Genomic DNA, 23,906 nt, shown 5'->3' on the forward strand with positions numbered 1-23,906 from the left:
CGTAGATATTTGATTTGCTTTCGTAAACCAAAATGCTGCTCCAAATGCAAGAAAGACAGGAATAAACAAAAACAGGTGTCCGTAATCTTTTTCTACTTGTATTAGGTTTTGGGATAATTTTATTATATTAGTGTGAATATATTTCAAAAACATTTTAGATATATGTTCATGCTTTATTTAAGATGTATCTTAATTATTTAATTATAAAATTTTAAAAAATATATGCTTATTATTAATTTAGGAATTAATAAACAAATTATATTGTTAAATTGATTATTTTTTATGGATAACAACGTATAAGATAAATATATTATAATGCATATTATTTATAATGCTACATTATGGCTATTTAATATGCTAATTGTTAGTCTCACTTTATTAAATATAGTGAAAGATTATTTTTGGGGAAACTTATTATGGATAGATACGCAAAATTGCATTTAGAAAATGATGTTATTGAACTTCCCGTTAAGAAAGGCAGTCTTGGTTCCACTGTTTTAGATATATCTTCTTTACATAAGAGTGGTATCTTTACATATGATCCAGGGTTTTATTCGACTGCTTCTTGTGAATCTAAAATAACTTTTGTTGATGGTAAGGATGGGATATTGCTTTATAGGGGGTATCCGATTGAGCAGTTATCATCGCATAGTGACTTTCTAGAAGTATGCTATTTACTACTGCATGGAGATCTTCCTAATGCTACCCAAAAGAAAGATTTTGATTATAAAATTGCCAGACATACTTTGTTGAATGAAAATATGTCTCGTTTTTTTACGGGCTTCCCGCATGATGCTCATCCTATGGCAATGTTGGTTGGCGCTGTTGGTGCTTTGTCAGCTTTTTATTATAGCCCTTCTGATATGAAAGATTTTGAACAGTGTATGACTGTTTCATTTCGAATGATTGCAAAAATATCAACTATAGTTGCAATGACTTATAAGTATTCTATAGGCCAGCCTTTTGTATATCCTAGAAATGATCTTGATTATGCTTCCAATTTTTTACACATGTGTTTTTCAATTCCTTGTGAGGAGTATCATGTGAATCCATTGTTGGCTCGTGCTATGGATCGTATATTGATCTTACATGCTGATCATGAACAAAATGCCTCTACATCTACAGTTCGTTTGGCAGGATCTTCCGGGTCTAATCCTTTTGCATGTATTGCCGCAGGTATAGCTTGTCTTGGTGGACGTGCACACGGTGGCGCTAATGAAGCAGCTCTTAATATGTTAATGGAGATCGGTTCGCCAGATCGTATCCCTGAGTATATAAATCGAGCTAAAGATAAAAATGATCCATTTCGTATTATGGGTTTTGGTCATCGTGTATATAAAAACTATGATCCTCGTTGTCGGATTATGCGCGATACTATGTATGAGGTATTGGAAGCCACTGGGAATAGCGATGATCCAATAGTAAAGGTTGCTATTGAACTGGAGAAAATTGCTCTTGAAGATGAATATTTTGTTGAGAAAAAATTATATCCAAACGTTGATTTTTACTCAGGAATTACTTTAAGATCCATGGGATTTCCAAAAAGTTTATTTACAGCTTTATTTGCGTTGTCTCGTGTTGCAGGTTGGATTGCTCAATGGAATGAAATGACTATGGACTTGTCTCGTAAGGTAGGTCGTCCTCGTCAGCTTTATACAGGGCCTAAATATCGTGATTATGTTACTTTAGATAAAAGAGTATAGTATAATTGAGTTATATATGTTGATTGGTTAATATGCTTTCATATGTGCTGTAAGGTTTCTATTTTTTGCTTTCATAGTTTGATCGGTAAAATTTTTTAATATGTCGCTAATCTTGTTTTTGTGACATAGATCAGTTTTTAGGCTTTTATTTGTTTAAAAAATAGTACTTTTCTAGAAAAGTATATTGGGAACTATGATCATTGATATTTAGAGAGATATTTTTGGTTTCTCTTTATTATTAGCATCGGAGGTTTTATGTTCATTTGAATATATTTTTAAAAGTTTGTGTTGATGCTGATTTAAAGATGGTAAATTATTGATTGTGTCTTATAGCAAATATTATTTCTGTAAAAGGTGATTTGTATGGGTGCTGATGATCTATCTAATGTTGATAATTTAATTGAAGAGAATTTAAAGTTGGTTTCTTTGCAAGATGCACTGGAAGAAAGGTATCTTGCATATGCGTTGTCGACTATTAAAAATCGTGCACTTCCTGATGTTAGAGATGGTTTTAAACCTGTGCATAGACGAATTATTTATGCAATGAGTGAGATGGGCTTAGATTTTAAATCAGCCTTTAAAAAGAGTGCACGTATTGTGGGGGAGGTGATAGGTAAGTTGCATCCCCACGGCGATCAATCTGTTTATGATGCATTGGTGCGTCTTGCTCAGGATTTTTCTCAAAGATATCCAATAATTGATGGACAAGGTAATTTCGGCAACATTGATGGTGATAGTGCTGCTGCTTATCGATATACAGAAGCACGTATGACTCAGGTAGCTAGTATGATAATACGTGGAGTAAGTGAAAATACCGTTGATTTTCGTAGCACATATAATGATGAAGATAATGAACCTATCGTTTTTCCAGGTGCATTCCCTAATCTTCTTGCTAATGGTTCTAGCGGTATTGCTGTTGGAATGGCAACTTCTATTCCTTCTCATAATGTTCATGAAATTTGCGATGCAGCTCTTTTATTAATTGAGAAACCAGATGCTTCAGTTGAAAATTTATTAGAATATGTTATTGGACCTGATTTTCCTACAGGTGGTATAATTATTGATAGTCGTGATAGTATTTTGGAAGCATACCGTTCAGGTCGAGGCGGATTTAGAGTTCGTGCCAGATGGCATATAGAAGATGTTGGTCGTGGTTCATGGTGTATAGTAGTAACTGAGATACCTTATCAAGTACAGAAATCTAGATTGATTGAAAAAATTGCTGATCTAATTATTACCAAGAAAATACCTTTATTAGAAGATGTTCGTGATGAATCTTCTGAAGATTTGCGTATAGTATTATTCCCCAAAAATCGTTCAGTAGATCCGAATATTTTGATGGAATCAATGTTTATGTTGAGTGATATGGAATCACGATTTCCATTAAACATGAATGTTTTATCAATGGGTCGTATTCCTAAAGTTATGCCTCTTAATGAAGTGTTAAAGGAGTGGCTTGCACATCGTCGAAATGTTCTTATTAGACGATCTCTTTTCCGTATGGATGCTATCAACAGCCGTGTTGAAGTATTAAAAGGTTTATTGATCGCTTATCTTAATATTGATGAAATAATTTATATTATACGAAATGAAGATAAACCAAAACCAGTTATGGTATCACGTTTTTCTCTGACAGATAATCAAGCAGACGCTGTGCTTAATTTGAGATTACGTTCTTTACGTAAATTAGAGGAATTTGAAATCAGGTCTGAATTTGAGAATTTGATGATAGAAAAGAAGAATGTTGATTCTTTATTAAATTCGGAAAAGATTCAATGGGATAGAATATCTCAAGAAATTCGTGAAGTAAGAGATGTTTTTTTAAAGTCAACTAATTTAGGCAAAAGAAGAACAACATTTTCTGAGATGTCGAAAGCTGATAAGTCTACAGTACAGAAGTCGCTGATAGAAAAGGAAGCTATAACAATTATTATTTCTGAAAGAGGATGGATACGATCTTTCAAAGGTCATTCTGTAGATTTGCCTTCTATTGTCTTCAAAGAAGGAGATTGTTTGAAAATATCATTTCACGCTTATACTACCGATAAAATATTGCTTTTATCGACTGATGGAAAGGCCTATACAATTCCTGCAGCAAGTTTATCCAACAAGCGTGGTCATGGAGAAGCAATACAGCTTTTAGTAGATATAAATCAAAATCAGGAAATTGTCACTGCATTTGTTCATGATAACTTATGTAAGTTATTAGTTGCTTCAAGCAAAGGAAATGCTTTTATAGTTAAAGAATCTCAAATCATTGCTAATACCCGTAAGGGAAAACAAGTGCTTAACGTTTCTTCTGGAGAGAAGATGAAATTGGCTGTAAAGGTAGTTGATAATCATGATCATGTTGCTGTAGTAGGTGAGAATCGTAGATTTTTGATATTTCCTATAGATCAGGTCCCTGAACTAAGTCGTGGAAAAGGTGTTAAGTTGCAATCCTATAAAGTTGGGGGTATTTCTGATGTTTTATGTTTTAATATGAGTGAAGGTGTTAATTGGACAGATGGTGCGGGGCGTGTTTTTAGCAGATCTAAAAATGATTTAATAGGATGGTTGGGTAAGCGTGGAGCGGTTGGCTCTCTTGTTCCTAAAGGTTTTCCTCGTTCAGGGAAATTTTAAAGTTATAATGACTTTAAATCTTGATCTTATATATTATGAATATAATTTTTAGACATTTCTAGTGTTATTATCCTGTGCTTATTTGTTTGATATTTGATTTGTTATATTCATAATATTATTTTATTGTTTATTATCTTATATGATAATTATGGTATGTTTTTTATTAGAATAATTGTACTTTTGTTTGTATAGAAGCAGTCATATACATATGTTTATATTATATTTTTTTACATATTGATTATTTCTTTATTTATTTTTGCCGATAATACTAGCTGCTTCTATAGCGAAGTATGTAAAAATACCATCGCATCCTGCTCTTTTGAATGATATTAAGCTTTCTAGCATTGCGCTTTTCCGATCTATCCATCCTTTAAGAGAGGCTGCCTGAATCATGGAGTATTCACCAGAAACTTGATAAGCAAATGTTGGCAATCCAAACTTTTCTTTTATTCTAAAGCATATATCAAGATATGGTAATCCAGGCTTTATTAAAATCATGTCAGCTCCTTCTTCAATATCAAGATTAGCTTCACGTATTGACTCTTGAGCGTTAGCAGGATCAACATAGTAGGTTTTCTTATCTCCTTCTAAAAGCCCTTTTGTAGAAATTGCGTCGCGATATGGCCCATAAAAAGATGAATTAAATTTAACAGAATAGGGCATAATTCCAACGTTTATATGCCCATTATCGTCAAGCATTTTTCTAATAGCACGTACACGACCATCCATCATTTCTGATGGAGCAATTATATCGGCTCCTGCATTTGCTTGTTCTACAGCTGCACGTGATATTATTTCCAAAGTTTCATCATTTATAATTTCTCCATTTCGCAATATTCCATCATGCCCATGGATGGTAAAAGGATCTAGCGCTACATCTGTAATAATTCCTATGTTAGGAACTTTTTTTTTAATTGAGTAAGTTCCTTCATTTATAAGATTATTTGGATTAAGAATATGTGATCCCATAGCATCTTTATAATCTTTGTTAATATTTGGAAATATTGCGATAGCAGTTATACCCAGATCAGCGGCTTGTTTAATTTTTTCTATTGCGACGTCAATGCTCATACGTAAGATTCCAGGCATAGAATCTATTTTATGTTTTATATTTTTCCCATCAGTTAGGAAAATAGGCAGGACTAGATCTTTTACAGACAGGCTATTTTCTCTTACAAGTTCTCTTATCCAGTCGGATTTGCGATTTCTTCTCATTCGTTTATCGTAATATATTCTGTTGTCTGTTTTATTTATATTATGCAAATGATTTCCTTTCCATCAATTTTCATAATGAATATCATATAAATGATAAATCATAAACATTATAAATAGTAAGAAATTAAATATAATTAGACTATATCTCTTGATAACTATATTGATAATTTATATAAGTTAGCTATAATTATATTAATATTATTTTATTTAAATTAATTATATTATTAATAATAATATTACATCATATGTAATATTATATATTTATATTGTTTTTCTATACTTTGAATAGAATAATTTTTAATTTTTATTAAGTAATTTTGATAGTTATATTTTTAATCCATATTTTATATATTATCGCTTCACTTTAATATATTGTATTATATTTAATTATATAACTTTATACTGTAATAATTAGATTATGTTAAAGCTTTTATTTTGATTGAGGTTATAAAATATTATTTTTGGTAATAAATAATTAATACTGAGTTTTAATTATAACTTGATTAGTATGAGTTAATATCTCCTCTGCAGTCTTATATCTGTAGTAATTATTAAGTTAGAGAGGCTTTTTATGAGTACTAATATACGGTCAAAAGTAGTTTTAGACACAAAAGATAAAGTTGATGATATATCTTTTCTATACATAGAGTGCTTGCGTCTTGTAGAGCGTTTGCACAGGAGTTTATTATGCGTTACAAGGGATGAATTCGAACGAAAAGGTCGTAACGATATTAATTCTGTACAGGCACTTCTTCTTTTTAATATTGGAGATTCTGAATTAACCGCAGGAGAACTTCGTTCTCGCGGATATTATTTAGGCTCTAATGTATCATATAATTTAAAGAAATTGATTGAACTTGGTTTTATTAAACATCAGAAATCACGAGTTGATAAGCGTTCTATTCGTATCAGCTTAACTCCATCTGGAAAAGAAATCGCTAAAACAATTTTTGATCTTTACAAGCGTCATGTAGAATCGATTAGTCAAGTAGGAGGATTATCGGCTGATGATTTCATATTTATTAATAAAACTTTACAACGTCTAGATCGTTTTTGGGGAGACCAGATTGCATATCGTTTATGAAAATAACTAATTGAATTATTAAAAAAAATTGAGGGATTTTAAGAATTATTATTAATAATTTTATATTTGATTTGAATTTATTTATTTGATAGATCTTGAGTTTAGTATTTTTCATTTTTACGAAAATGATTAATATTTATTTGTATTAATATAATAAATGCTATTTATATGTTTCTTGATATATATAATGATATATAATATTACTGGATTTATTTTGAAGTATATCAAGATCAGGACATTGAGAAAATTATGGTATTTTATCGTTTTATTCCTTTAATCTTATGCTTTTTATATTCGATTTTTTTTGTGTCTTTTTCTGTTTATGCAAATACATTAGATGAGGTTATTGAGAATTCGTACCATTCCAATGCAAATTCTAGTTTTGATGCTTCGATTTCCAGTATAAATTATAAGATGAATTCGGATGTTCCTTTAGTAAGTTCTATATCGGTAGCTAATATAGAAAGATCTATTGCTTTTTATCGGTCTATAGTTAATAGGGGCGGTTGGCAGGAATTGCCGGAATATGGTTCTATGCGATTAGGAGACAATGGTGTTTTAGTTCAAAGATTGCGGGAAAGATTAATAATATCAGGCGATTTAGATCCTTCATTAGGATTTTCTGCAGTATTCGATTCGTATGTTAAAGCTGCTGTTGAATTCTTTCAGATTAGGCATGGATTGTTGCCAAATGGGATTGTTGATAAATCTACTATCGCAGCTATGAACGTTCCAGCAGACTTTAGGTTAAGGCAGCTGCTTGTTAATTTATCTCGTATTAAAATTATGCTGAAAAAGAATATGGGTAGTCGTTATGTAGTTGCTAACATACCAGATGCAACGATAGAGGCTGTAGATGGAGGGAAGGTAGCTTTTCGTAGTATCGCAATAGTTGGTAGAGTAGATCGTCAGACCCCTATACTACATTCTAAAATACGTCGAATTGTATTCAATCCTTATTGGGTTATTCCTCGTTCTATTATTAAGAAAGATATTATAGATTTAATACGTGAATATCCTTCATATTTAAAAGATAATAATATTCGCATACTTAATTATAAAGGAATAGAGATAACTCCAGAAGATGTTGATTGGGAATTGCCCGATGCTTCAAATTTTATTTTTCGACAAGATCCAGGTAAAATTAATGCTATGGCTTCGACAAAAATTGAATTTTATAGTAATGCAAATGTTTATATGCATGATACACCTGAGCCTGCTTTATTTGGTAATATAGATAGGTTTGAAACTTCTGGGTGTATTCGAGTGAGTAATATCACAAATCTTAGCTTATGGCTTCTTAAAGAAACTCCAGGGTGGTCTAGAAGTCATATTGAAGAGATTATTAAAACTAGGAAGACAACTCCTGTTGTACTTAGTGCTGAGGTTCCTATTCATTTTATTTATATCTCTGCTTGGTCTGTGAAAGATTCGGTAGTACAGTTTCGTGATGATATTTATGGATTGGATAATATTAGTACACATGTTCCATCTCCAATAGTTCACTCAATAAAGTCTACCACTGCGGGTGATATAATTTAGAAATTATATTTATACTTAAATTATTATTTATGCTGTTTATGTTTTAATCAGACAAAATCTTCTTATGAAAGGAATTTTTGTAATATGAATCAATCGCATGTGAAATTTTTCAATCAACCCTTAATTGAAGCTGATCAAAGTGTATTTTCTTTGATAGGAAAAGAAAAAGTTAGACAAAATCAAGAGATACAGTTGATTGCTTCTGAAAATATGGTTTCTCGAGCTGTTTTAGAAGCTCAAGGATCGATTCTTACTAATAAATATGCTGAAGGATATCCTAGAAGTCGCTATTATGGTGGTTGCATTCATGTTGATGAGATTGAAGATTTGGCTATTGAAAGGGCAAAGAAATTATTTGATGTAAATTTCGTAAATGTTCAGCCTCATTCTGGATCACAGATGAATCAGGCGGTATTCTTAGCATTATTGAACCCTGGCGATTCTTTTATGGGCCTTAGTTTGAATTCGGGAGGACATTTAACTCACGGTTCAAAAGTTAATATGTCTGGCAAATGGTTTAAAGCTATTCCTTATGAGGTTAGAAAAGAGGATGGTATAATCGATATGGATGAAGTTGAAAATTTGGCTTTTAAGCACAAACCTAAATTGATTATAGCAGGAGGTACTGCATATTCTCGTTTTTGGGATTGGTCACGTTTTCGTGCTATTGCTGATTCTATAGGTGCCTATGTTATGGCTGATGTATCTCATATTTCTGGACTTATTGCAGGAGGGCAACATCCATCACCTATACCACATTGCCATGTTACTACCACAACAACTCATAAATCTTTAAGAGGGCCACGTGGTGGAATGATTATGACCAACTACATGGATTTATCTAAGATGATTAATAGCGCTATTTTCCCAGGATTACAGGGAGGTCCATTCATGCATACTATTGCTGCTAAGGCAGTTGCGTTTGGTGAGGCTTTAAGTCCTGAATTCAAAGATTATACGAAGCAAATTGTATTAAACTCTCGGTCTCTTGCAGATAAGCTTAAATTATTAGGATTTAATATAGTGTCTGGTGGAACAGATAATCACCTTATGCTAGTAGATTTGAGTTTGAAAAATATTACTGGGAAAGATGCAGAGAATGTCCTAGGTCGTGTTTGTATTGTTTGTAATAAGAATAGTATTCCTTTTGATCAGAAGAGCCCGTTTGTCACTTCTGGGATTCGTATTGGTACTCCATCTGCTACTACTAGGGGCTTTAAAGAGAAAGAATTTGAGTATGTAGGTGAGTTGATTGCAGAAGTTATTGATGGGGTTTCTAAAGGGAATAATTCTGTAGAATTAGCAGTCTTAAATAAAGTTAAAGAGCTTGTTAGTCGTTTTCCTTCTTATGATTTTACTAATTAATTATAAATTAGGTTTCTTTATATATGAACTGTTTATAGATACGTATTTTATAGATTTTTGTTATTTGGTATTTATCTGAAAAAATATATTTTTTAGAAGTAATATATGTTGAAAAATATTAATAATTATTAGTTGTATTTTTCACCATAGGGATTTAGTACAATGCCTATATCTTCTTTTGATGAAAGATTTATGTTAGCTGCATTGCGACTTTCTCGTTGGGGAATTGGTTTAACATCTACTAATCCTTCTGTCGCTTGTTTGATTGTTAATAATGGTATTATTGTTGGTAGAGGTGTCACCGCTTGTGGAGGACGCCCTCATGCTGAGACTAAGGCAATTGAAGAAGCGGGCGATAGATCTATGGGTGCTACTGCTTATGTTACTCTAGAGCCTTGTGCACATTATGGTAAATCCCCTCCTTGTGCAAAATCTATTATTAAATCTGGAATTATACGTGTTGTTTTTTGTGTCAGTGATCCTGATATTCGAGTTTCTGGACGTGGATTGTCTCTTTTATTACAACACGGAATAATTGTTGATAAGATTTTAGAAAAGGAAGGTGAAAAATCTCTTGTAACGTATCTAACTCGTCAAGTTAAGAAGCGTTCACATGTAACTCTTAAGCTTGCTTTATCACAAGATAATATGATGGGAGTTATTGGACAGGGCAATGTTGCTATTACAGGTTCTGTTTCAATAGCTCAGTCGCATTTGCTGAGAGCGCAGTCAGATGCTATTCTTGTTGGTATAGGAACTGTATTATCTGATAATCCGGAGTTAACCTGTAGGTTAAATGGACTAAATGATCGTTCTCCTACTCGTATTATTCTTGATCCACATCTTAAATTATCAATGGATTCTAAGATTGTTTGTACATCTTATTTTGCGCCTGTAATTGTTGTAGCGGATACAGATACTTCTCCTGCTGCTAACTCTTTAAAAAAAAGGAATGTAACTATTATTCGTTGTAATTGTTATGATATAGAACAATTATTATCTATATTAGCTGTTCTAAATATCACTTCTTTGTTAGTGGAAGGAGGGATGGCAGTTGCCTACTCTTTTATAAAATCTAAACTTGTTGATTCTATTATTATTTATCAATCAAATATAATTATAGGCAATAAAGGGCTTCCTTCTCCTATTGAATTTAGTGAAATTGAAGATAGTTATTTTTGTAATCGTCTTAACTATTTTGGTAATGATGTTTGTTTTGAATATTTAAGGAAAGATTAAGTGTTTACAGGAATCGTTACCGATATAGGAAAGATTATAGCAGTTAATCCTGTAAAAAAAGGAATTAGATTGCGTATTATGACTTCTTACGACATATCTACTATAGAAATTGGCTGTTCTATAGCGCATTCAGGAATTTGTCTTACTGTTGTTGAGTTATCAGATAAATTTTCTGATTGCAATTGGTATGAGGTTGAGCTTTGGTCAGAAAGCATTAGTTTAACGAATGCTAGTTCATGGGATGTAGGCACTTTAGTTAATTTAGAACGTTCTATGAAATTAGATGATGAATTAGGAGGACATTTCGTTTCTGGCCATATTGATGGTATGGTAGAAATTCTTTTTCTAGATTTTATAGGTGATTCTATGTATTGTCGTCTGAGCCTTCCGCATAATCTAGCGAGATTTGTGGCTGTTAAGGGATCTGTCTGTCTTAATGGAGTGTCTCTAACTGTTAATTCTTTAGATGAAATATCTTTTGATGTGTTGTTAATTCGACATACTATTGAAAATACAGATTGGTTCTTGCATAAAATTGGAGATTTTATAAATATAGAGGTGGATTATATTATGCGTTATGTTTCTCGATTGCTTGAATTTAGATCTATTTAAATTTAAAAATTAAATTTATGTAAATTATTAGATATTTTGTGAATTTTATTTGTTGTTTCCTGTTTTATATTATAGCGGAGTGTAAATATGAGGGGTATTGTTCCGCATATATTGGTTATAGAGGCTAGATTCTATGAGCATCTTTCATGTATGCTTCTTAAAGGATGTACTTCTGTTTTGAATTCTAGAGGTATATCTTGGAATTCAGTTATTACGCCGGGTGTTCTAGAGATACCGGCTGCTGTTAGTATGGCAATAGAAGCATTTAAAAATAAAGATAATAATATATATAATGGTATTGTTGTACTTGGTGTTGTGATGAGGGGAGAAACTTCTCATTGTGATATTATCGCACAAGAGGCAACTCGTGGTCTTATGGATATTGCAATTAAGCATTCTTTTCCAATTGGTAATGGCATTGTTGTTGTAGATAATGAAAAACAAGCTTTGGATCGTGCTAGTGCTTATAAATTAGATAGGGGTGGATTTGCAGCTAATTCTGTTTTAAAGATGATTGAATTGAAAGCGAGTTTATCTAAATAGTATTATGGATATACAGAACGATAAATTACCTTATACTTTTGCGCATAAAAGGCGAATAGCTCGTCTTTCTGCTGTGCAGGCTTTATACAAAATAGATATAGTTGGATGTAGTGCTGAATGTGTTATTAATGAGTATGAAATGCATCGTTTTAGCACTGATACAGATGATGCTGAAGATATTTATGATCAAGTTGATTTAGATTGGTTTAGGTTGATTGTTTGCGGTGTTAAGGATAATATTACACATATCGATAATTTGATATCTTCCTGTCTTACAGAAGGATGGAGTTTGTCCAGATTGGATTTAATTGTATGTTCTATCTTAAGGTCAGGTTTATTCGAATTAATTAGCTGTAGTTCTGTTCCAGTAGAAGTTGTTATTTCTGAATATATTAGTATATCATCTGCTTTTTTCTATAAGAATGAGACAAATTTTATCAATGCTGTTTTGGATAGTCTTTCCCGTATGCCAGAGGTAAATAGAAGAGGGAAGGAATTAAATAAAAATAGTTAGTTTATGTTAACTTTTTGGATTAATCCGAAAACAGAAAATTTAAAAAACTGTTTTTAGTTATCCTCTTCCACGGTAATTGGGTACATCTTGCGTTGGTAAGAATATTCCTTCAGGAGGATGGCCTGTTTGCCAAAATACATCAATTGGTATTCCTCCGCGAGGATACCAATATGTTCCGATGCGCATCCATTTTGGTTCAAGTAGTTTTATCAATCTATTAGCAATGTATATTGAACAGTCCTCATGGAATGAATGATGATTGCGAAAAGATGCCATAAATATTTTGAGAGATTTTGATTCTACCAGCCAATCTTTTGGTATATAATCTATTACGATATGTGCAAAATCTGGTTGAGAAGTAATTGGGCATAGTGAAGTAAATTCTGGCACCGTAAATCTGACCACATAGTTTAATTCTTTGTTTCTAGATGGAATTTTTTCTAATAGTGCGTCATCAGGATTATTAGGGATCTTTGCATTATTCCCAAGTATAGATAGTTCATCTAATTGTTTTTTAGGCATTAATATGTATATATTCCTATAATTTTATGTTAATTCCATGAGAAAATTCATTTTCAGGTTCTACATGTATAGTTACTAAAGAGTGAGGCATAGCCTCTTCTATAGATTTTTCTATACTGTTGCAAATTCTATGTGCTTTTAAAACTGTCATATTTGAATCTACTACTAAATGGAAATTAATAAAAAAGGTAGATCCAGATTGTCTCACTTTTAAGTCATGTATTTCTCTTGATCCATACGCATTCAATGAAATAATTTTCTTGATTTTTTCTAGATGTTCAGATTTAACTGCAGCATCCATAAGACCTTTTATTGCAGATGATATAACTTTTGCGCCTTGATAGAAAATATTTAGTGACATTACTGTTGCTATGATTACATCTATTGAATTGTAATTTGTTATTACTGATATTATTAATCCAGATAAAATCCCTAAGGACATCATTACATCTGATAAAATGTGTCTTCCATTTGCTTCAAGTGCGGCAGAATGATTTGTTTCACCATACTTTATCATAAATCTTCCCCAAAATAGATTTATTATATTTGCTAAAACACTAATAGAAAAACCTATTATTGAGATATTGTTATGTATTTTTACAGGTATTTGCCATGATTCATATAAAACTAAAAATGATATATTTACCATTAAGATTCCTTCTACAACTGCAGCTATGTATTCTGCTTTTTGATGTCCAAAAGGATGGTTTTTATCTGCAGGAAGTGATGCATATAGTATTGTGAAATATGAAATAATTGCTATTACAATGTTGATTATTGATTCTAATCCGTCGGATAATAGTGAAATAAAGCCAGTTAGATACCATGCTGAAATTTTAAATAAGGTTATTATAATTGATATGGGAATCGCCCATAGTGCTATTCGTAACATAGCTCGATTATTATTTAATTTCATAAAAAAAGACCTGTTATTGTTATGTATTTTTCCTGCAGTTAATTGATAGATTTTTTATAACATTCTTGATTATCTTTATACCTGAATCATTGCTAGAAGTCATTATTGATTCGGGGTGAAATTGAACAGCAGCTATAGGTTCTGTTATATGTTCTATTCCCATGATAATTTCATCTTCGCTTTTAGATGTAACGATAAATTCTTTTGGCAATGTAAGAGGATCAACATATATAGAATGATATCTGCCAACAGTTATTTTTGTTTCTAAATTTTCAAAAACTATATTTGGTTTTTTTATATGGATATATGAAGATTTCCCATGACACGGATTAGGAAGCTGAAGTAATTTTGCGCCATACGCTTCAGCTATTGCTTGCATTCCTAGGCAAACTCCAAATATAGGTAAATTGCGTTCACGTAAAGCTTGTATGGTTTGTTTGCAATTAAAGTCTTTGGGTAGACCTGGGCCAGGCGACAGTACCACCAAATCAGGATAAAACTTATCAAGTACTTTTAAAGCATCGGCATTTCCTTTTATAACAACCTTTGTTCCTAGTCTTATAAAATAATCAGCAAGTATGTGAACAAAACTATCTTCGTGATCTATAATTAATATTTTCAATTTTTATAATTTATTTTATTATTCAAAACAACTTTTTTTGACATATTAATTGCTTCTATTTACCTTATTGAATAAGTTTTGTTTAATATATTTTTGTTGCATTGAAAGTAGTTATCAAAAGTAGTATTTATTTTATTCTTAATATTTAATCTATTATCACGAACTTACTATATTGCAATAGAGTGATTATCAATAGTAAAAATTTAATTAATTAAATTTCTATAGTGTATTTTTATAAATAGCAATTCAATTATTTATTGCATAATGTTTTATTTATAGTCTTCGGTATCATAGATATTATATAAATTTCGATATTAATGAGTGTGTTATATTTTATTCTTACTTATGATTGTATTTTTACGCCTCAATTGATTTATAAATTAACTGCATTGTTATATAAATTAGAAACTATTGATTTTTTATTGTTAAGGTTTTTAAGTTATATTGTTTTAGTTAAAGTTAGTGAGTTGCTAAACTGTATTTATTAAATATAACTGTTATAGGTGTTTTATTATTGGATATAATGATTCTATTCTAGTGCTATTAATTGGATATTAGGTGAAGTTTTTTATTATACGTATGAATATAATATAACATGTTAAATGTATGAATGGGATTATTATATGATATATAGAATTATTTATTCTATTTGTTTTTACTTTATATTACACTCGGTGATTTGCTATGCAAAAGAGCCTGAATATTGTCATACTGTTCGTTTTTCTGATACTGGTTGGACAGATATATCTGCAACTACTGCTGTGACTTCTGTTATTTTAGAAGAAATATTGGGCTACAAAACTGATGTTAAATTACTTTCAATTCCTGTTACTTTTAGATCTTTAAAGAATAAAGATATAGATGTTTTTATGGGATATTGGTCTCCTTCAATGGAGAAAAGCTTTTCTTCATATATAAAAGATGGATCAGTACAATTAGTTACAAAAAATCTTCAAGGCGCAAAATATATGCTTGCTGTAAATGATGTTGGATACGAACTTGGAATAAGGAGTTATCAGGATATTGAAAAATATAAAGATAAGCTTGGATATAAGATTTATGGTATTGATCCTGGCAATAGTGGAAATCAGCGTATTTTAGACATGATTAATAATGATAAATTTTCGCTTAAAAATTTTAAACTGGTAGAAGCTTCTGAACAGGCAACTTTTTCTCAGGTTAGACGTAGTCAGAAAATAGGTGTGCCAATAGTTTTTTTATGTTGGGAACCGAATCCTATAAATCTTGATCTTAATATACATTATCTATCAGGAGGAGATGATATTCCTGGTTTCGGAGAGGCTGTTGTTTATACTGTGGCTAGCACATATTACTTGGATAAATGTTATAATGTTGCTACACTGCTTAAAAACATTAAATTTACCGTTGCAATTGAAAATGAAATGATGCAAAGAATTTTAAAAAATAAGAAAGATCCTAAATCTGTAGGAAGGGAATTAATACGTTCTAATATAAATCTTTTAAATGATTGGCTTGTAGGTGTAAAAGATTTTAATGGTCATGATCCTACTCATAAATTTGAACAATTTATAAGAAACTAATCATTTGGTTTTGTGTAAATAGTATATAGATAACTTAATTGAATGAATATAGGATTATAAATTGAATTGGATTAATCAGTTACGTATCCCTATGGGAGATTATTTAGAATCATTTTTTTTATATCTTACTACAAAATTGGGAGGTTTTTTTAGTCTTATATCGATTGTTTCGAGTAAAGTAATAAACGGTGTTTTGCTTGCTTTTCAGTATCCTCCTCCGGTAGTAGTTGTTGCCATAATATCTGTGTTGGCATTTTTTATTAGGCGTTCTATAATTATTTCGATAGTTACTTGTCTAGGATTATTATTGATTATTAATCAAGGCTATTGGGAAGAGACTATAGAAACTTTGGCTTTGGTTTTGGTTTCTACTTTAATTTCTATGGCGATAGGATTTCCCATTGGAGTATTTTCTGCTAGGCATAAAAGATTTTATTCTTTTATAAGGATAATTCTTGATACTATGCAAACTATTCCGACGTTTGTTTATCTTATTCCAGCTTTAGTTTTTTTTGGTCTTGGTACTGTTCCAGGAATGATAGCTACAGTTGTTTTTTCAATCCCGACGTCTGTCAGATTTACTAGGCTTGGTATTATTTCAACTCCTACAATATTAAAAGAAGCAGCGAAAGCATTTGGAGCTACTTCTTTTCAGATTTTTTGTAAAGTAGAACTACCATTTGCAATTCCACAGATTATGGCAGGTTTAACACAAACAATCATGTTATCTCTATCAATGGTTGTAGTTACTGCGCTTGTTGGCTCTAATGGCTTAGGAGTTCCTGTATTGCGTTCACTTAATAATGTAGATATAGGTAAAGGTTTTGAATCAGGTATTTGTATTGTTGTATTAGCAGTTATATTAGACCGTTTGTTTAGTATTTCAGATCCAAGAGATATTATATGAGTGATTATGCGGTAAAGTTTCGTGATGTTGATATCGTTTTTGGTGGATCTTCAAATAAATTACGGAATAAATCTGGATTTTATGCTAAGGGAAACAATAATTTTGTTTCAAATGATGTAGTATCAGCTGTTATTAATGCTAATCTTGAAGTAAAAAAAGGTGAAATTATTGTATTAATGGGCCTTTCAGGCGCAGGTAAATCTACCTTATTGCGCTGTATAAATGGTTTAGCGCCTTTATTAAGGGGTGAGGTATTAGTTAATACAGAACAAGGAATTGTTAATCCATATACAGCAGATTCTAATACTCTTCGTAAATTACGTATGTATACCGTTTCTATGGTTTTTCAGCAATTTGCTTTACTTCCGTGGAGGACTGTAGCTAGGAATGTTGAGTTAGGATTGGAATTTCTAAATATATCTGTTGATGATAGAAAGGCTAGGGTTGCTGAGCAGCTTGAACTAGTGAATTTGACAAAATGGGCTGATTGTAAGATCAATATGTTATCGGGTGGAATGAAACAAAGAGTGGGTTTTGCTCGAGCATTTGCTACTGGTGCTCCTATTTTATTGATGGATGAACCTTTCTCTTCATTAGATCCGTTGATTAGGATGCGTCTTCAGGATGAATTGTTGGAATTGCAGCGTAAATTAAAGAAGACAATTGTTTTTGTAAGTCATGATATCGATGAAGCTTTTCGTTTAGGAAATCGTATAGTTATTATGCAAGGAGGGCGTATTGTTCAATGTGGGACACCAAAAGACATACTTTTACGTCCTTCTAGTGCTTATGTTTCTGAATTTGTGCAGAAACTTAATCCAATTTCTATACTTGTTGCAGGTGATGTGATGCGTTGTTGTGCTCCTGATGAACTATCTAGTATAGTTAAAACAATTGCTAAGGATACTCCTATGATAGATATTATTGATATAGTTGCTGATCATTCTAAAAATATTGGTGTCGTTGAGAATGGTGAAATTATTGGTGTTATTAATTCTATAGATATTATTAAAGGGCTTTCTTGTTGTAGAAAACATCTTTAATATTCGTGCTCGAAGCGTTTAAATTATCATTTAAATATTGTTTATGTTGTATAAAATTTATTAGAAAATGATAAGAAGTATTGGCTACAATTTTACTTAATAATTATATATTATCGCTTTAAATTTTTGGTTGTAGGTATTATGGAACTAAGTATTATTATATTTTTATTAATGATATAGCAAATATTATATATGAAATGTATCACATATTATAAAAATATATTAATATATCTTTATTTATTCAGAATTAAAGCATTCTACAAAACTATTTTTCTGTACAGAAAATAGTTTTCCTGTTGTGATTTGTTTAAGATCGCATAAATATAATATCGATTTTGCAACTTCTTGTGGATGTTTAATGGTATTTGGATCTTCTGAAGGCATAGCCTGTGCTCTCATTGCAGTACGAGTTGGCCCAGGATCGACGTTTATGACCTTTAATGAAGTATTTGATGTTTCTTTCGCCCATGTACGTGATAATGCTTCTATTGCAGCTTTAGAAGTAGAATAACCTCCCCATAATGGACGGCATTTATGTGCCGCGCCAGATGAAAGTATTATAGCACGACTAGATTTAGATTTTTTAAGCAGTGGATCAAAAGTACGCATTAGATTCCAAGTAGTCATGATATTAACATTTAATATTTCTTCAAAAGATTTTTTTTTAATTCTCCAAATAGGGCTAATAGGGCCAAGAATACCAGCATTAGCTATTAAAATATCTAGTTTTCCCCAGCGCTGTTCAATATATGTTTTTGTTAAGTCAATAGATTTTGTATCCCTTAAATCAAATGCAATTAGATCTACAACTTTTTTTATTTTATTGATATCATTTTTTAGTTTATCTAGTTGTTTCACATCACGAGAACAGGCAATCACATGTGCTCCAGATTTTGCTAATTCCAAAGCTGTATAATAACCAATACCACGCGATGCTCCTGTTATTAATGCTATACGCTTTGTCGAATTAATTACATTATTAGATATAGATAAATTATCTTTGCCATTGATCATGAACTTACCATCATAGATAATTCTTGAGGATTATGCTTAGCTTGTCTATCTAAAAGAGGTGTTGGATAATCTCCTGTGAAACAATGATCAGCAAATGCCGGATTATTTGGATCACGTGGTGATCCACAGATAGATTTATATAATCCATCGATGGATAAAAATTCTAAGGAGTCTACACCAATAAAATTACACATCTCTTGTAGAGAACTACACTTGTTTGCGAGTAGTATATTTGGATTTGGAATATCTATGCCATAGAAATCAGGATATAATATCATTGGACTAGCTATTCGCATGTGAACTTCTATAGCGCCAGAATTACGTATCATTTCTACTATCTTGAGAGATGTAGTGCCGCGTACGATCGAGTCATCTATTAATACTACGCGTTTCCCTGCAATAACTATACCATTTGCGGAAAGTTTTAACTTAACGCCGAAAGCTCTAATTTGATGTGATGGCTCAATAAAAGTACGTCCTACATAATGATTCCTAATAATGCCTTGTTCGAAAGGAATACCGCTTTCTTTTGCATAACCTATAGCTGCTGGAATTCCTCCATCTGGGATTGGGACAACAATGTCAGCGTTAACAGGATGTTCTTTTGCTAAATTTTTGCCCATATTATGTCGAGCGACATAGACACTACGTCCGCTGATTATAGAATCTGGTCTAGCAAAATAAACATATTCAAACATACATATTCGTTCAGGAAGGGGATTGGGGTTCTTGTAACAATCTATTGAGACAGAACCATCTTTCTGTAGATTGCAAACAATAGTTTCTCCATTTTCTACATCACGAATGTATTTAGCGCCTGTGATGTCTAGAGCACATGTTTCAGAACAAAATATGGGTTTTCCATGTAACTCTCCCATAATTAATGGACGAATTCCTATAGGATCACGAGTTGCAATTAGTCTTGTTCTTGTTAGGGCTAGTATCGCATGTCCTCCCTGAACATGTTGTATTGCATCAATAAAACGATCACAGGAAGTCTTTTTTTTAGAACGAGCTATAAGATGTAAGACAACTTCTGTATCGGAAGTAGATTGGAATATAGATCCATCAGAAATTAATTCTTTTCGCAGTGAGAGACCATTTGTAAAATTTCCATTATGTGCTATGGCGATTCCTCCTTCTTGGAGATCAGCAAATAATGGCTGTATATTTCTTGTTATTTTTTCTCCTATTGTTGAATATCGAACATGTCCTATAGCCATATTACCAGGCAATAAAGATAGTGTTTCTGGATTAGTATAATGATCGCCAACTAATCCCAAATGTCTTTCAGAGTAGAATTTGTTTCCATCGAAAGAGGTTATTCCGGCAGATTCCTGGCCACGATGTTGAAGAGCATGTAATCCAACAGCTGTTAATACTGCTGCATCAGGATGACCAAGAATTCCAAAAATACCACATTTTTCATTTAGTTGATCGTAATCTCTTTTATGATGTATGGGTTTAAAAGGGATTTTTGTCATTTTTTATACCTATCTAGGAAGTTTATTCTTTAGAAATTAATTTAGTTCTTTCTTAATTGGAGAGAGATCAATAAATATATTTTTGCATATATAAATACAATATTTCTCCGCTAATTTATAACAAAAAAATTTTTTTTATATAAAATAAAGGTCATTATAAATATAATTATCATATTTTAAGTCTTATATATCTTTTGTTTTTTGTTGAGTGTATATCTAATATATTTTACTATCATTTATTGTATTATTTTTAGGCATATATTGCATAATAGACATTATTTTTACTCTCATATTGTTTAGAATTATTCCTGATCTAGAATTTTTAATAAAATCAGGAGTTTTACTATCACCTATAATAAGATTCCAAAAAGAAGTAGCTATTATTAATAGAAATAGTCCACGTATAATTCCAAATAAAAATCCTAATATTTTATCTAAAAATACAGAGCGAATATGTATAGGAGTGGTAATGATCTTTAATATTATTGATATAATAATCAGTAAGGTTAAAAATAATAATAATACTACTGATATTAGAGCTATTTGCTGATTCACAAAATACTTTGAAACAGCATTTAGAATAAATGGATATATGTTATAAGTTAACATGGCAGTGCCAATCCAATTTGACAAAGAGATTAATTCATTAAATATGCCACGTGCCATTGCAAATATAGCTGAAAGAGATATTACTGCAAGAAATACAAAATCAAAATATGTTATACCCATTTTTATTTTAAACTCCTGATTTTATACTAATTTTGATCTATCTTCTTGAAGATCGGTTATTTGTTGTACTAGATCGTTAAGATTGCTAATATATTTATTATTGATAGCTCCGACTTTACATTCCCCTCTGGGAGTTTCTGGAAAAACTCCTGATAAAAATCCTATTTTTTCTGCTTCTTTTAATCTTTGTTGGGTGTGTCCAACTGATCTTAGATCTCCGGATAGGCTTATTTCTCCAAAATATACACAATCATTTGGCAAAGATATGGAAAAAATTGATGAAATTAACGCTGCAGCTACAGCTAGATCAGCTGCCGGTTCTGATATACGATAACCTCCTGCTACGTTGAGATGTACGTCGTGTCCTCCAAACTTTATGTTACAACGAGCTTCTAAAACAGCTAAAATCATTGCTAGGCGAGCAGTGTCCCATCCAACAACAGTTCTACGAGGCATTCCAAGGGAAGTTGGCACAACTAAAGATTGTATCTCAACTAAAAGAGATCTGGTACCTTCTATTCCCGCAAAGACTGCTGCTCCTGGATATTTAGAATCTCGATTGGATAAAAATATTCTTGAAGGATTAGATATTTCTTGTAATCCCTTATCAGACATTTCAAAAACGCCTATTTCATCTGTTGGTCCGAATCTATTTTTCACACTTCGTAATATACGATAGTCATATTGTGTATTGCGCGCGCTACCCTCAAAATATAAAACTGCATCAACCATATGTTCGATTACTCTTGGTCCAGCAATTTGTCCTTCTTTAGTCACATGTCCAACCAACACCATGGAAACATTATTCATTTTTGCATATTGAATAATTAATTGTACACTGTTACGTACTTGCATTACCGTTCCTGGAGAAGATTCAGATGATTGGCTCCATAAAGTCTGTATAGAATCTATGATTACAAGATCTGTTTTTTCATTTGAGGAAAGCGTCTCTAGTATATCTTCCACGTTGGTTTCAATAGCTACTTTAAAATTACTATTGATTGTATTTAATCGCTGAGCACGCAATCTAATTTGTCCGATTGATTCTTCTCCTGAAACATAAGTGATTCTATGTTTTTTATTTGCTAAAGCTGCTGCGGTTTGCATTAATAGCGTTGATTTTCCTATTCCTGGATCGCCTCCTACTAAAATAACCGAACCACTTACGAATCCTCCTCCTGTAACACGGTCAAGTTCAGCAATATTAGTTTGAATTCTTTTTTCTTCTTTTAATGGCTCTTCTGAAAGGCAAACAAGTGGGATCGAACGTCCTTGCTTGCTATTATTATTAAATCTATGGCCCGATTCTCTTCTTGAAGGGCCTTCAATTATTGTATTCCATTCGTTGCATGAATCACATTTACCAGCCCATTTTGAATAAGTTTCACCACAGCTTTGACAAAAGTATTGAAATCTTATTTTCGCCATTAGAAATTTACTTTTCTATATTTATATAAAACAATGACTGTTTTATAATTGTTATATTTTCAACACTAGATATATTACTCATATATAATGTCTTGCATATTTGTTTCCAATTTGCACAAGCAATTCATAATTTGTAGTTCCAGATGCGTTAGCAACATCATCTAATTTTATGTTAGGCCCAAAAACTTGTATATAATCTCCTACTTCTATTCCAGGGCAATCTGTAATGTCAAACATTGTCATGTCCATTGTAATTTTTCCTAAAATAGGCACTTTGTAGCCTTTTATAAATCCTTGTCCCACATTGTTTATAGATATATTATCTTTATGATCTATTCCAGAGAGAGAGAGGGGATAACCGTCACAATATCCTATGGCTGCAACTGCTATTAAACTATTGCGTTTTAATTTTTTCTCTCCACCATAGCTTACAATTTCTCCTGCATTAGCTGTTCTTATTAAGATTATACGCGCCTCTGCGGTAACAACTGTTCGCATAGGATGAAGTTTGTTGATAGCGTATGTTCCTCCATATAAAGCTATTCCAGGGCGAGTTAATTGGAAGTGATATTCTTTTCCGAGGAATATTCCTGCTGATGCTGATAAGCTTGCTTCTATCCCTTGATATTTAGTAGCAATAGACATGAACTTATTTAATTGTGAAGCATTCATGGGGGAGTTTTGATTTTCAGCACAAGCGAGATGACTAATTATGAGAGATAATTTATTATTTATTTGATTTTTATTATCAAAATTTTCAGCAAAAGATAATGCTTCATCAATAGATAGTCCCAGCCTATTAAAACCTGTATCAATTTGTAAAGCGTAACAATGTGATTGATGATTTGATAATAGTTGTGAATATAATTTTAATTGATTAGATGAGTATAGAACAGGAATTAAGTTAGCTTCAATTAAAGATCTTTCTTGTCCTATATTGTCTTCACTTAAAACAAAAATATTGGCTTTTTTTACGTAATCTCGTAACTTTATTCCTTCTTCTATATTCTTTACAAAAAAATCTTTTGCTCCAGCTTTATAAAGCGATTTTGATATTTGTTCTAACCCTAAACCATATGCATTATCTTTAACTACTGCTGCTGTTCTTGCATTGCCAGACAGCTTATTCATAATATGCCAATTATTGCTGATAGCAGATAGATTGATTTTTAATTTTAGAGGTTCATCTTTATTTGATTGAAATCGATTTTGATAATTAGATTGACGGAACAATTTTCTC

21 protein-coding genes are annotated in these 23,906 nt (G+C 31.7%); 12 read left to right on the plus strand and 9 right to left on the minus strand.

Going from position 1 to position 23,906, the window contains the following annotated elements:
- The first annotated feature begins 416 nt into the window (after positions 1-416).
- Entirely contained in the window at positions 417-1,703 is a 1,287-nt protein-coding gene (locus tag LAM_RS01590) for a citrate synthase (protein WP_007556952.1), read from the plus strand.
- Positions 1,704-2,066: 363 nt separating this feature from the next.
- Complete coding sequence (gene parC / locus LAM_RS01595) at positions 2,067-4,325, plus strand: DNA topoisomerase IV subunit A (protein WP_007556953.1); 2,259 nt, start codon at positions 2,067-2,069, stop codon at positions 4,323-4,325.
- A gap of 246 nt (positions 4,326-4,571) precedes the next feature.
- Here the strand turns inward: parC and hemB are convergent, their stop codons facing one another.
- Positions 4,572-5,540, minus strand: coding sequence for a porphobilinogen synthase (hemB, locus tag LAM_RS01600; protein ID WP_023466208.1), 969 nt, complete (start codon positions 5,538-5,540; stop codon positions 4,572-4,574).
- A gap of 571 nt (positions 5,541-6,111) precedes the next feature.
- On the opposite strand from hemB, the gene ldtR reads away from it, so the two are divergent.
- From ldtR to nusB, 7 genes are all read left to right on the plus strand, one after another.
- Positions 6,112-6,624 (plus strand): transcriptional regulator LdtR, encoded by a 513-nt coding sequence (gene ldtR / locus LAM_RS01605; RefSeq protein ID WP_007556955.1) that lies wholly within the window; start codon positions 6,112-6,114, stop codon positions 6,622-6,624.
- Between the two features lie 249 nt (positions 6,625-6,873).
- Positions 6,874-8,166 (plus strand): L,D-transpeptidase family protein, encoded by a 1,293-nt coding sequence (locus tag LAM_RS01610; RefSeq protein ID WP_007556956.1) that lies wholly within the window; start codon positions 6,874-6,876, stop codon positions 8,164-8,166.
- 84 nt (positions 8,167-8,250) lie between these two features.
- On the plus strand, positions 8,251-9,531 hold the full coding sequence (gene glyA, locus LAM_RS01615) for a serine hydroxymethyltransferase (RefSeq protein WP_023466209.1): 1,281 nt from the start codon (positions 8,251-8,253) through the stop codon (positions 9,529-9,531).
- 162 nt (positions 9,532-9,693) lie between these two features.
- Positions 9,694-10,770 (plus strand): bifunctional diaminohydroxyphosphoribosylaminopyrimidine deaminase/5-amino-6-(5-phosphoribosylamino)uracil reductase RibD, encoded by a 1,077-nt coding sequence (gene ribD, locus LAM_RS01620; protein ID WP_007556958.1) that lies wholly within the window; start codon positions 9,694-9,696, stop codon positions 10,768-10,770.
- The gene (locus LAM_RS01625; RefSeq protein ID WP_007556960.1) at positions 10,771-11,382 is read left to right on the plus strand and encodes a riboflavin synthase; all 612 of its coding nucleotides are present in this window, start codon (positions 10,771-10,773) and stop codon (positions 11,380-11,382) included. It begins immediately after the preceding gene.
- Positions 11,383-11,469: 87 nt separating this feature from the next.
- A complete protein-coding gene (ribH, locus tag LAM_RS01630; protein WP_007556961.1) occupies positions 11,470-11,925 on the plus strand; it encodes a 6,7-dimethyl-8-ribityllumazine synthase in 456 nt (151 codons plus the stop codon).
- Between the two features lie 4 nt (positions 11,926-11,929).
- Positions 11,930-12,439 carry a transcription antitermination factor NusB gene (gene nusB / locus LAM_RS01635; protein ID WP_007556962.1) on the plus strand — a complete coding sequence of 170 codons (510 nt, stop codon included), beginning with the start codon at positions 11,930-11,932 and terminating at the stop codon, positions 12,437-12,439.
- A 57-nt stretch (positions 12,440-12,496) separates the two neighbouring features.
- Here nusB and queF read toward each other — a convergent pair whose 3' ends face one another.
- From queF to LAM_RS01650, 3 genes are read right to left on the minus strand one after another with little or no spacing between them, the layout of a single operon-like run.
- On the minus strand, positions 12,497-12,961 hold the full coding sequence (queF, locus tag LAM_RS01640) for a preQ(1) synthase (protein ID WP_007556963.1): 465 nt from the start codon (positions 12,959-12,961) through the stop codon (positions 12,497-12,499).
- 16 nt (positions 12,962-12,977) lie between these two features.
- A complete protein-coding gene (locus LAM_RS01645) occupies positions 12,978-13,877 on the minus strand; it encodes a cation diffusion facilitator family transporter (protein WP_007556964.1) in 900 nt (299 codons plus the stop codon).
- Between the two features lie 19 nt (positions 13,878-13,896).
- Positions 13,897-14,499 (minus strand): anthranilate synthase component I, encoded by a 603-nt coding sequence (locus tag LAM_RS01650; RefSeq protein WP_007556965.1) that lies wholly within the window; start codon positions 14,497-14,499, stop codon positions 13,897-13,899.
- Positions 14,500-15,122: 623 nt separating this feature from the next.
- Between LAM_RS01650 and LAM_RS01655 the strand changes: the two genes are divergently transcribed.
- From LAM_RS01655 to LAM_RS01665, 3 genes are all read left to right on the plus strand, one after another.
- Positions 15,123-16,061, plus strand: coding sequence for a glycine betaine ABC transporter substrate-binding protein (locus LAM_RS01655; protein ID WP_007556966.1), 939 nt, complete (start codon positions 15,123-15,125; stop codon positions 16,059-16,061).
- Between the two features lie 61 nt (positions 16,062-16,122).
- On the plus strand, positions 16,123-16,968 hold the full coding sequence (choW, locus tag LAM_RS01660) for a choline ABC transporter permease subunit (protein WP_007556968.1): 846 nt from the start codon (positions 16,123-16,125) through the stop codon (positions 16,966-16,968).
- On the plus strand, positions 16,965-18,011 hold the full coding sequence (locus tag LAM_RS01665) for an ATP-binding cassette domain-containing protein (protein ID WP_007556969.1): 1,047 nt from the start codon (positions 16,965-16,967) through the stop codon (positions 18,009-18,011). Before choW ends, LAM_RS01665 begins: the two co-directional genes overlap by 4 nt.
- A 237-nt stretch (positions 18,012-18,248) precedes the next feature.
- Here the strand turns inward: LAM_RS01665 and LAM_RS01670 are convergent, their stop codons facing one another.
- From LAM_RS01670 to alr, 5 genes are all read right to left on the minus strand, one after another.
- Positions 18,249-19,025 (minus strand): SDR family NAD(P)-dependent oxidoreductase, encoded by a 777-nt coding sequence (locus LAM_RS01670; RefSeq protein ID WP_007556970.1) that lies wholly within the window; start codon positions 19,023-19,025, stop codon positions 18,249-18,251.
- Positions 19,022-20,509 carry an amidophosphoribosyltransferase gene (gene purF / locus LAM_RS01675; RefSeq protein ID WP_007556971.1) on the minus strand — a complete coding sequence of 496 codons (1,488 nt, stop codon included), beginning with the start codon at positions 20,507-20,509 and terminating at the stop codon, positions 19,022-19,024. The genes LAM_RS01670 and purF overlap by 4 nt, the downstream gene beginning before the upstream one ends.
- Before the next feature lie 216 nt (positions 20,510-20,725).
- Entirely contained in the window at positions 20,726-21,238 is a 513-nt protein-coding gene (locus LAM_RS01680; protein ID WP_007556973.1) for a CvpA family protein, read from the minus strand.
- 21 nt (positions 21,239-21,259) lie between these two features.
- Positions 21,260-22,666 (minus strand): DNA repair protein RadA, encoded by a 1,407-nt coding sequence (gene radA, locus LAM_RS01685; RefSeq protein WP_007556974.1) that lies wholly within the window; start codon positions 22,664-22,666, stop codon positions 21,260-21,262.
- A gap of 78 nt (positions 22,667-22,744) precedes the next feature.
- Positions 22,745-23,899, minus strand: a complete 1,155-nt coding sequence (gene alr, locus LAM_RS01690; protein ID WP_007556975.1) for an alanine racemase — start codon at positions 23,897-23,899, stop codon at positions 22,745-22,747.
- Positions 23,900-23,906: the final 7 nt, after the last annotated feature.

The sequence above is a fragment of the Candidatus Liberibacter americanus str. Sao Paulo genome, assembly GCF_000496595.1.
GTDB lineage: Bacteria > Pseudomonadota > Alphaproteobacteria > Rhizobiales > Rhizobiaceae > Liberibacter > Liberibacter americanus.

Bases quoted from the DNA above. Each gene is read 5' to 3' on its own strand.
- LAM_RS01590 (WP_007556952.1), top strand. From the start codon at position 417: ATGGATAGATACGCAAAATTGCATTTAGAAAATGATGTTATTGAACTT.
- parC (WP_007556953.1), top strand. From the start codon at position 2,067: ATGGGTGCTGATGATCTATCTAATGTTGATAATTTAATTGAAGAGAAT.
- hemB (WP_023466208.1), bottom strand. From the start codon at position 5,540: ATGAGAAGAAATCGCAAATCCGACTGGATAAGAGAACTTGTAAGAGAA.
- ldtR (WP_007556955.1), top strand. From the start codon at position 6,112: ATGAGTACTAATATACGGTCAAAAGTAGTTTTAGACACAAAAGATAAA.
- LAM_RS01610 (WP_007556956.1), top strand. From the start codon at position 6,874: ATGGTATTTTATCGTTTTATTCCTTTAATCTTATGCTTTTTATATTCG.
- glyA (WP_023466209.1), top strand. From the start codon at position 8,251: ATGAATCAATCGCATGTGAAATTTTTCAATCAACCCTTAATTGAAGCT.
- ribD (WP_007556958.1), top strand. From the start codon at position 9,694: ATGCCTATATCTTCTTTTGATGAAAGATTTATGTTAGCTGCATTGCGA.
- ribH (WP_007556961.1), top strand. From the start codon at position 11,470: ATGAGGGGTATTGTTCCGCATATATTGGTTATAGAGGCTAGATTCTAT.
- nusB (WP_007556962.1), top strand. From the start codon at position 11,930: ATGGATATACAGAACGATAAATTACCTTATACTTTTGCGCATAAAAGG.
- queF (WP_007556963.1), bottom strand. From the start codon at position 12,961: ATGCCTAAAAAACAATTAGATGAACTATCTATACTTGGGAATAATGCA.
- LAM_RS01645 (WP_007556964.1), bottom strand. From the start codon at position 13,877: ATGAAATTAAATAATAATCGAGCTATGTTACGAATAGCACTATGGGCG.
- LAM_RS01655 (WP_007556966.1), top strand. From the start codon at position 15,123: ATGATATATAGAATTATTTATTCTATTTGTTTTTACTTTATATTACAC.
- LAM_RS01665 (WP_007556969.1), top strand. From the start codon at position 16,965: ATGAGTGATTATGCGGTAAAGTTTCGTGATGTTGATATCGTTTTTGGT.
- LAM_RS01670 (WP_007556970.1), bottom strand. From the start codon at position 19,025: ATGATCAATGGCAAAGATAATTTATCTATATCTAATAATGTAATTAAT.
- purF (WP_007556971.1), bottom strand. From the start codon at position 20,509: ATGACAAAAATCCCTTTTAAACCCATACATCATAAAAGAGATTACGAT.
- LAM_RS01680 (WP_007556973.1), bottom strand. From the start codon at position 21,238: ATGGGTATAACATATTTTGATTTTGTATTTCTTGCAGTAATATCTCTT.
- radA (WP_007556974.1), bottom strand. From the start codon at position 22,666: ATGGCGAAAATAAGATTTCAATACTTTTGTCAAAGCTGTGGTGAAACT.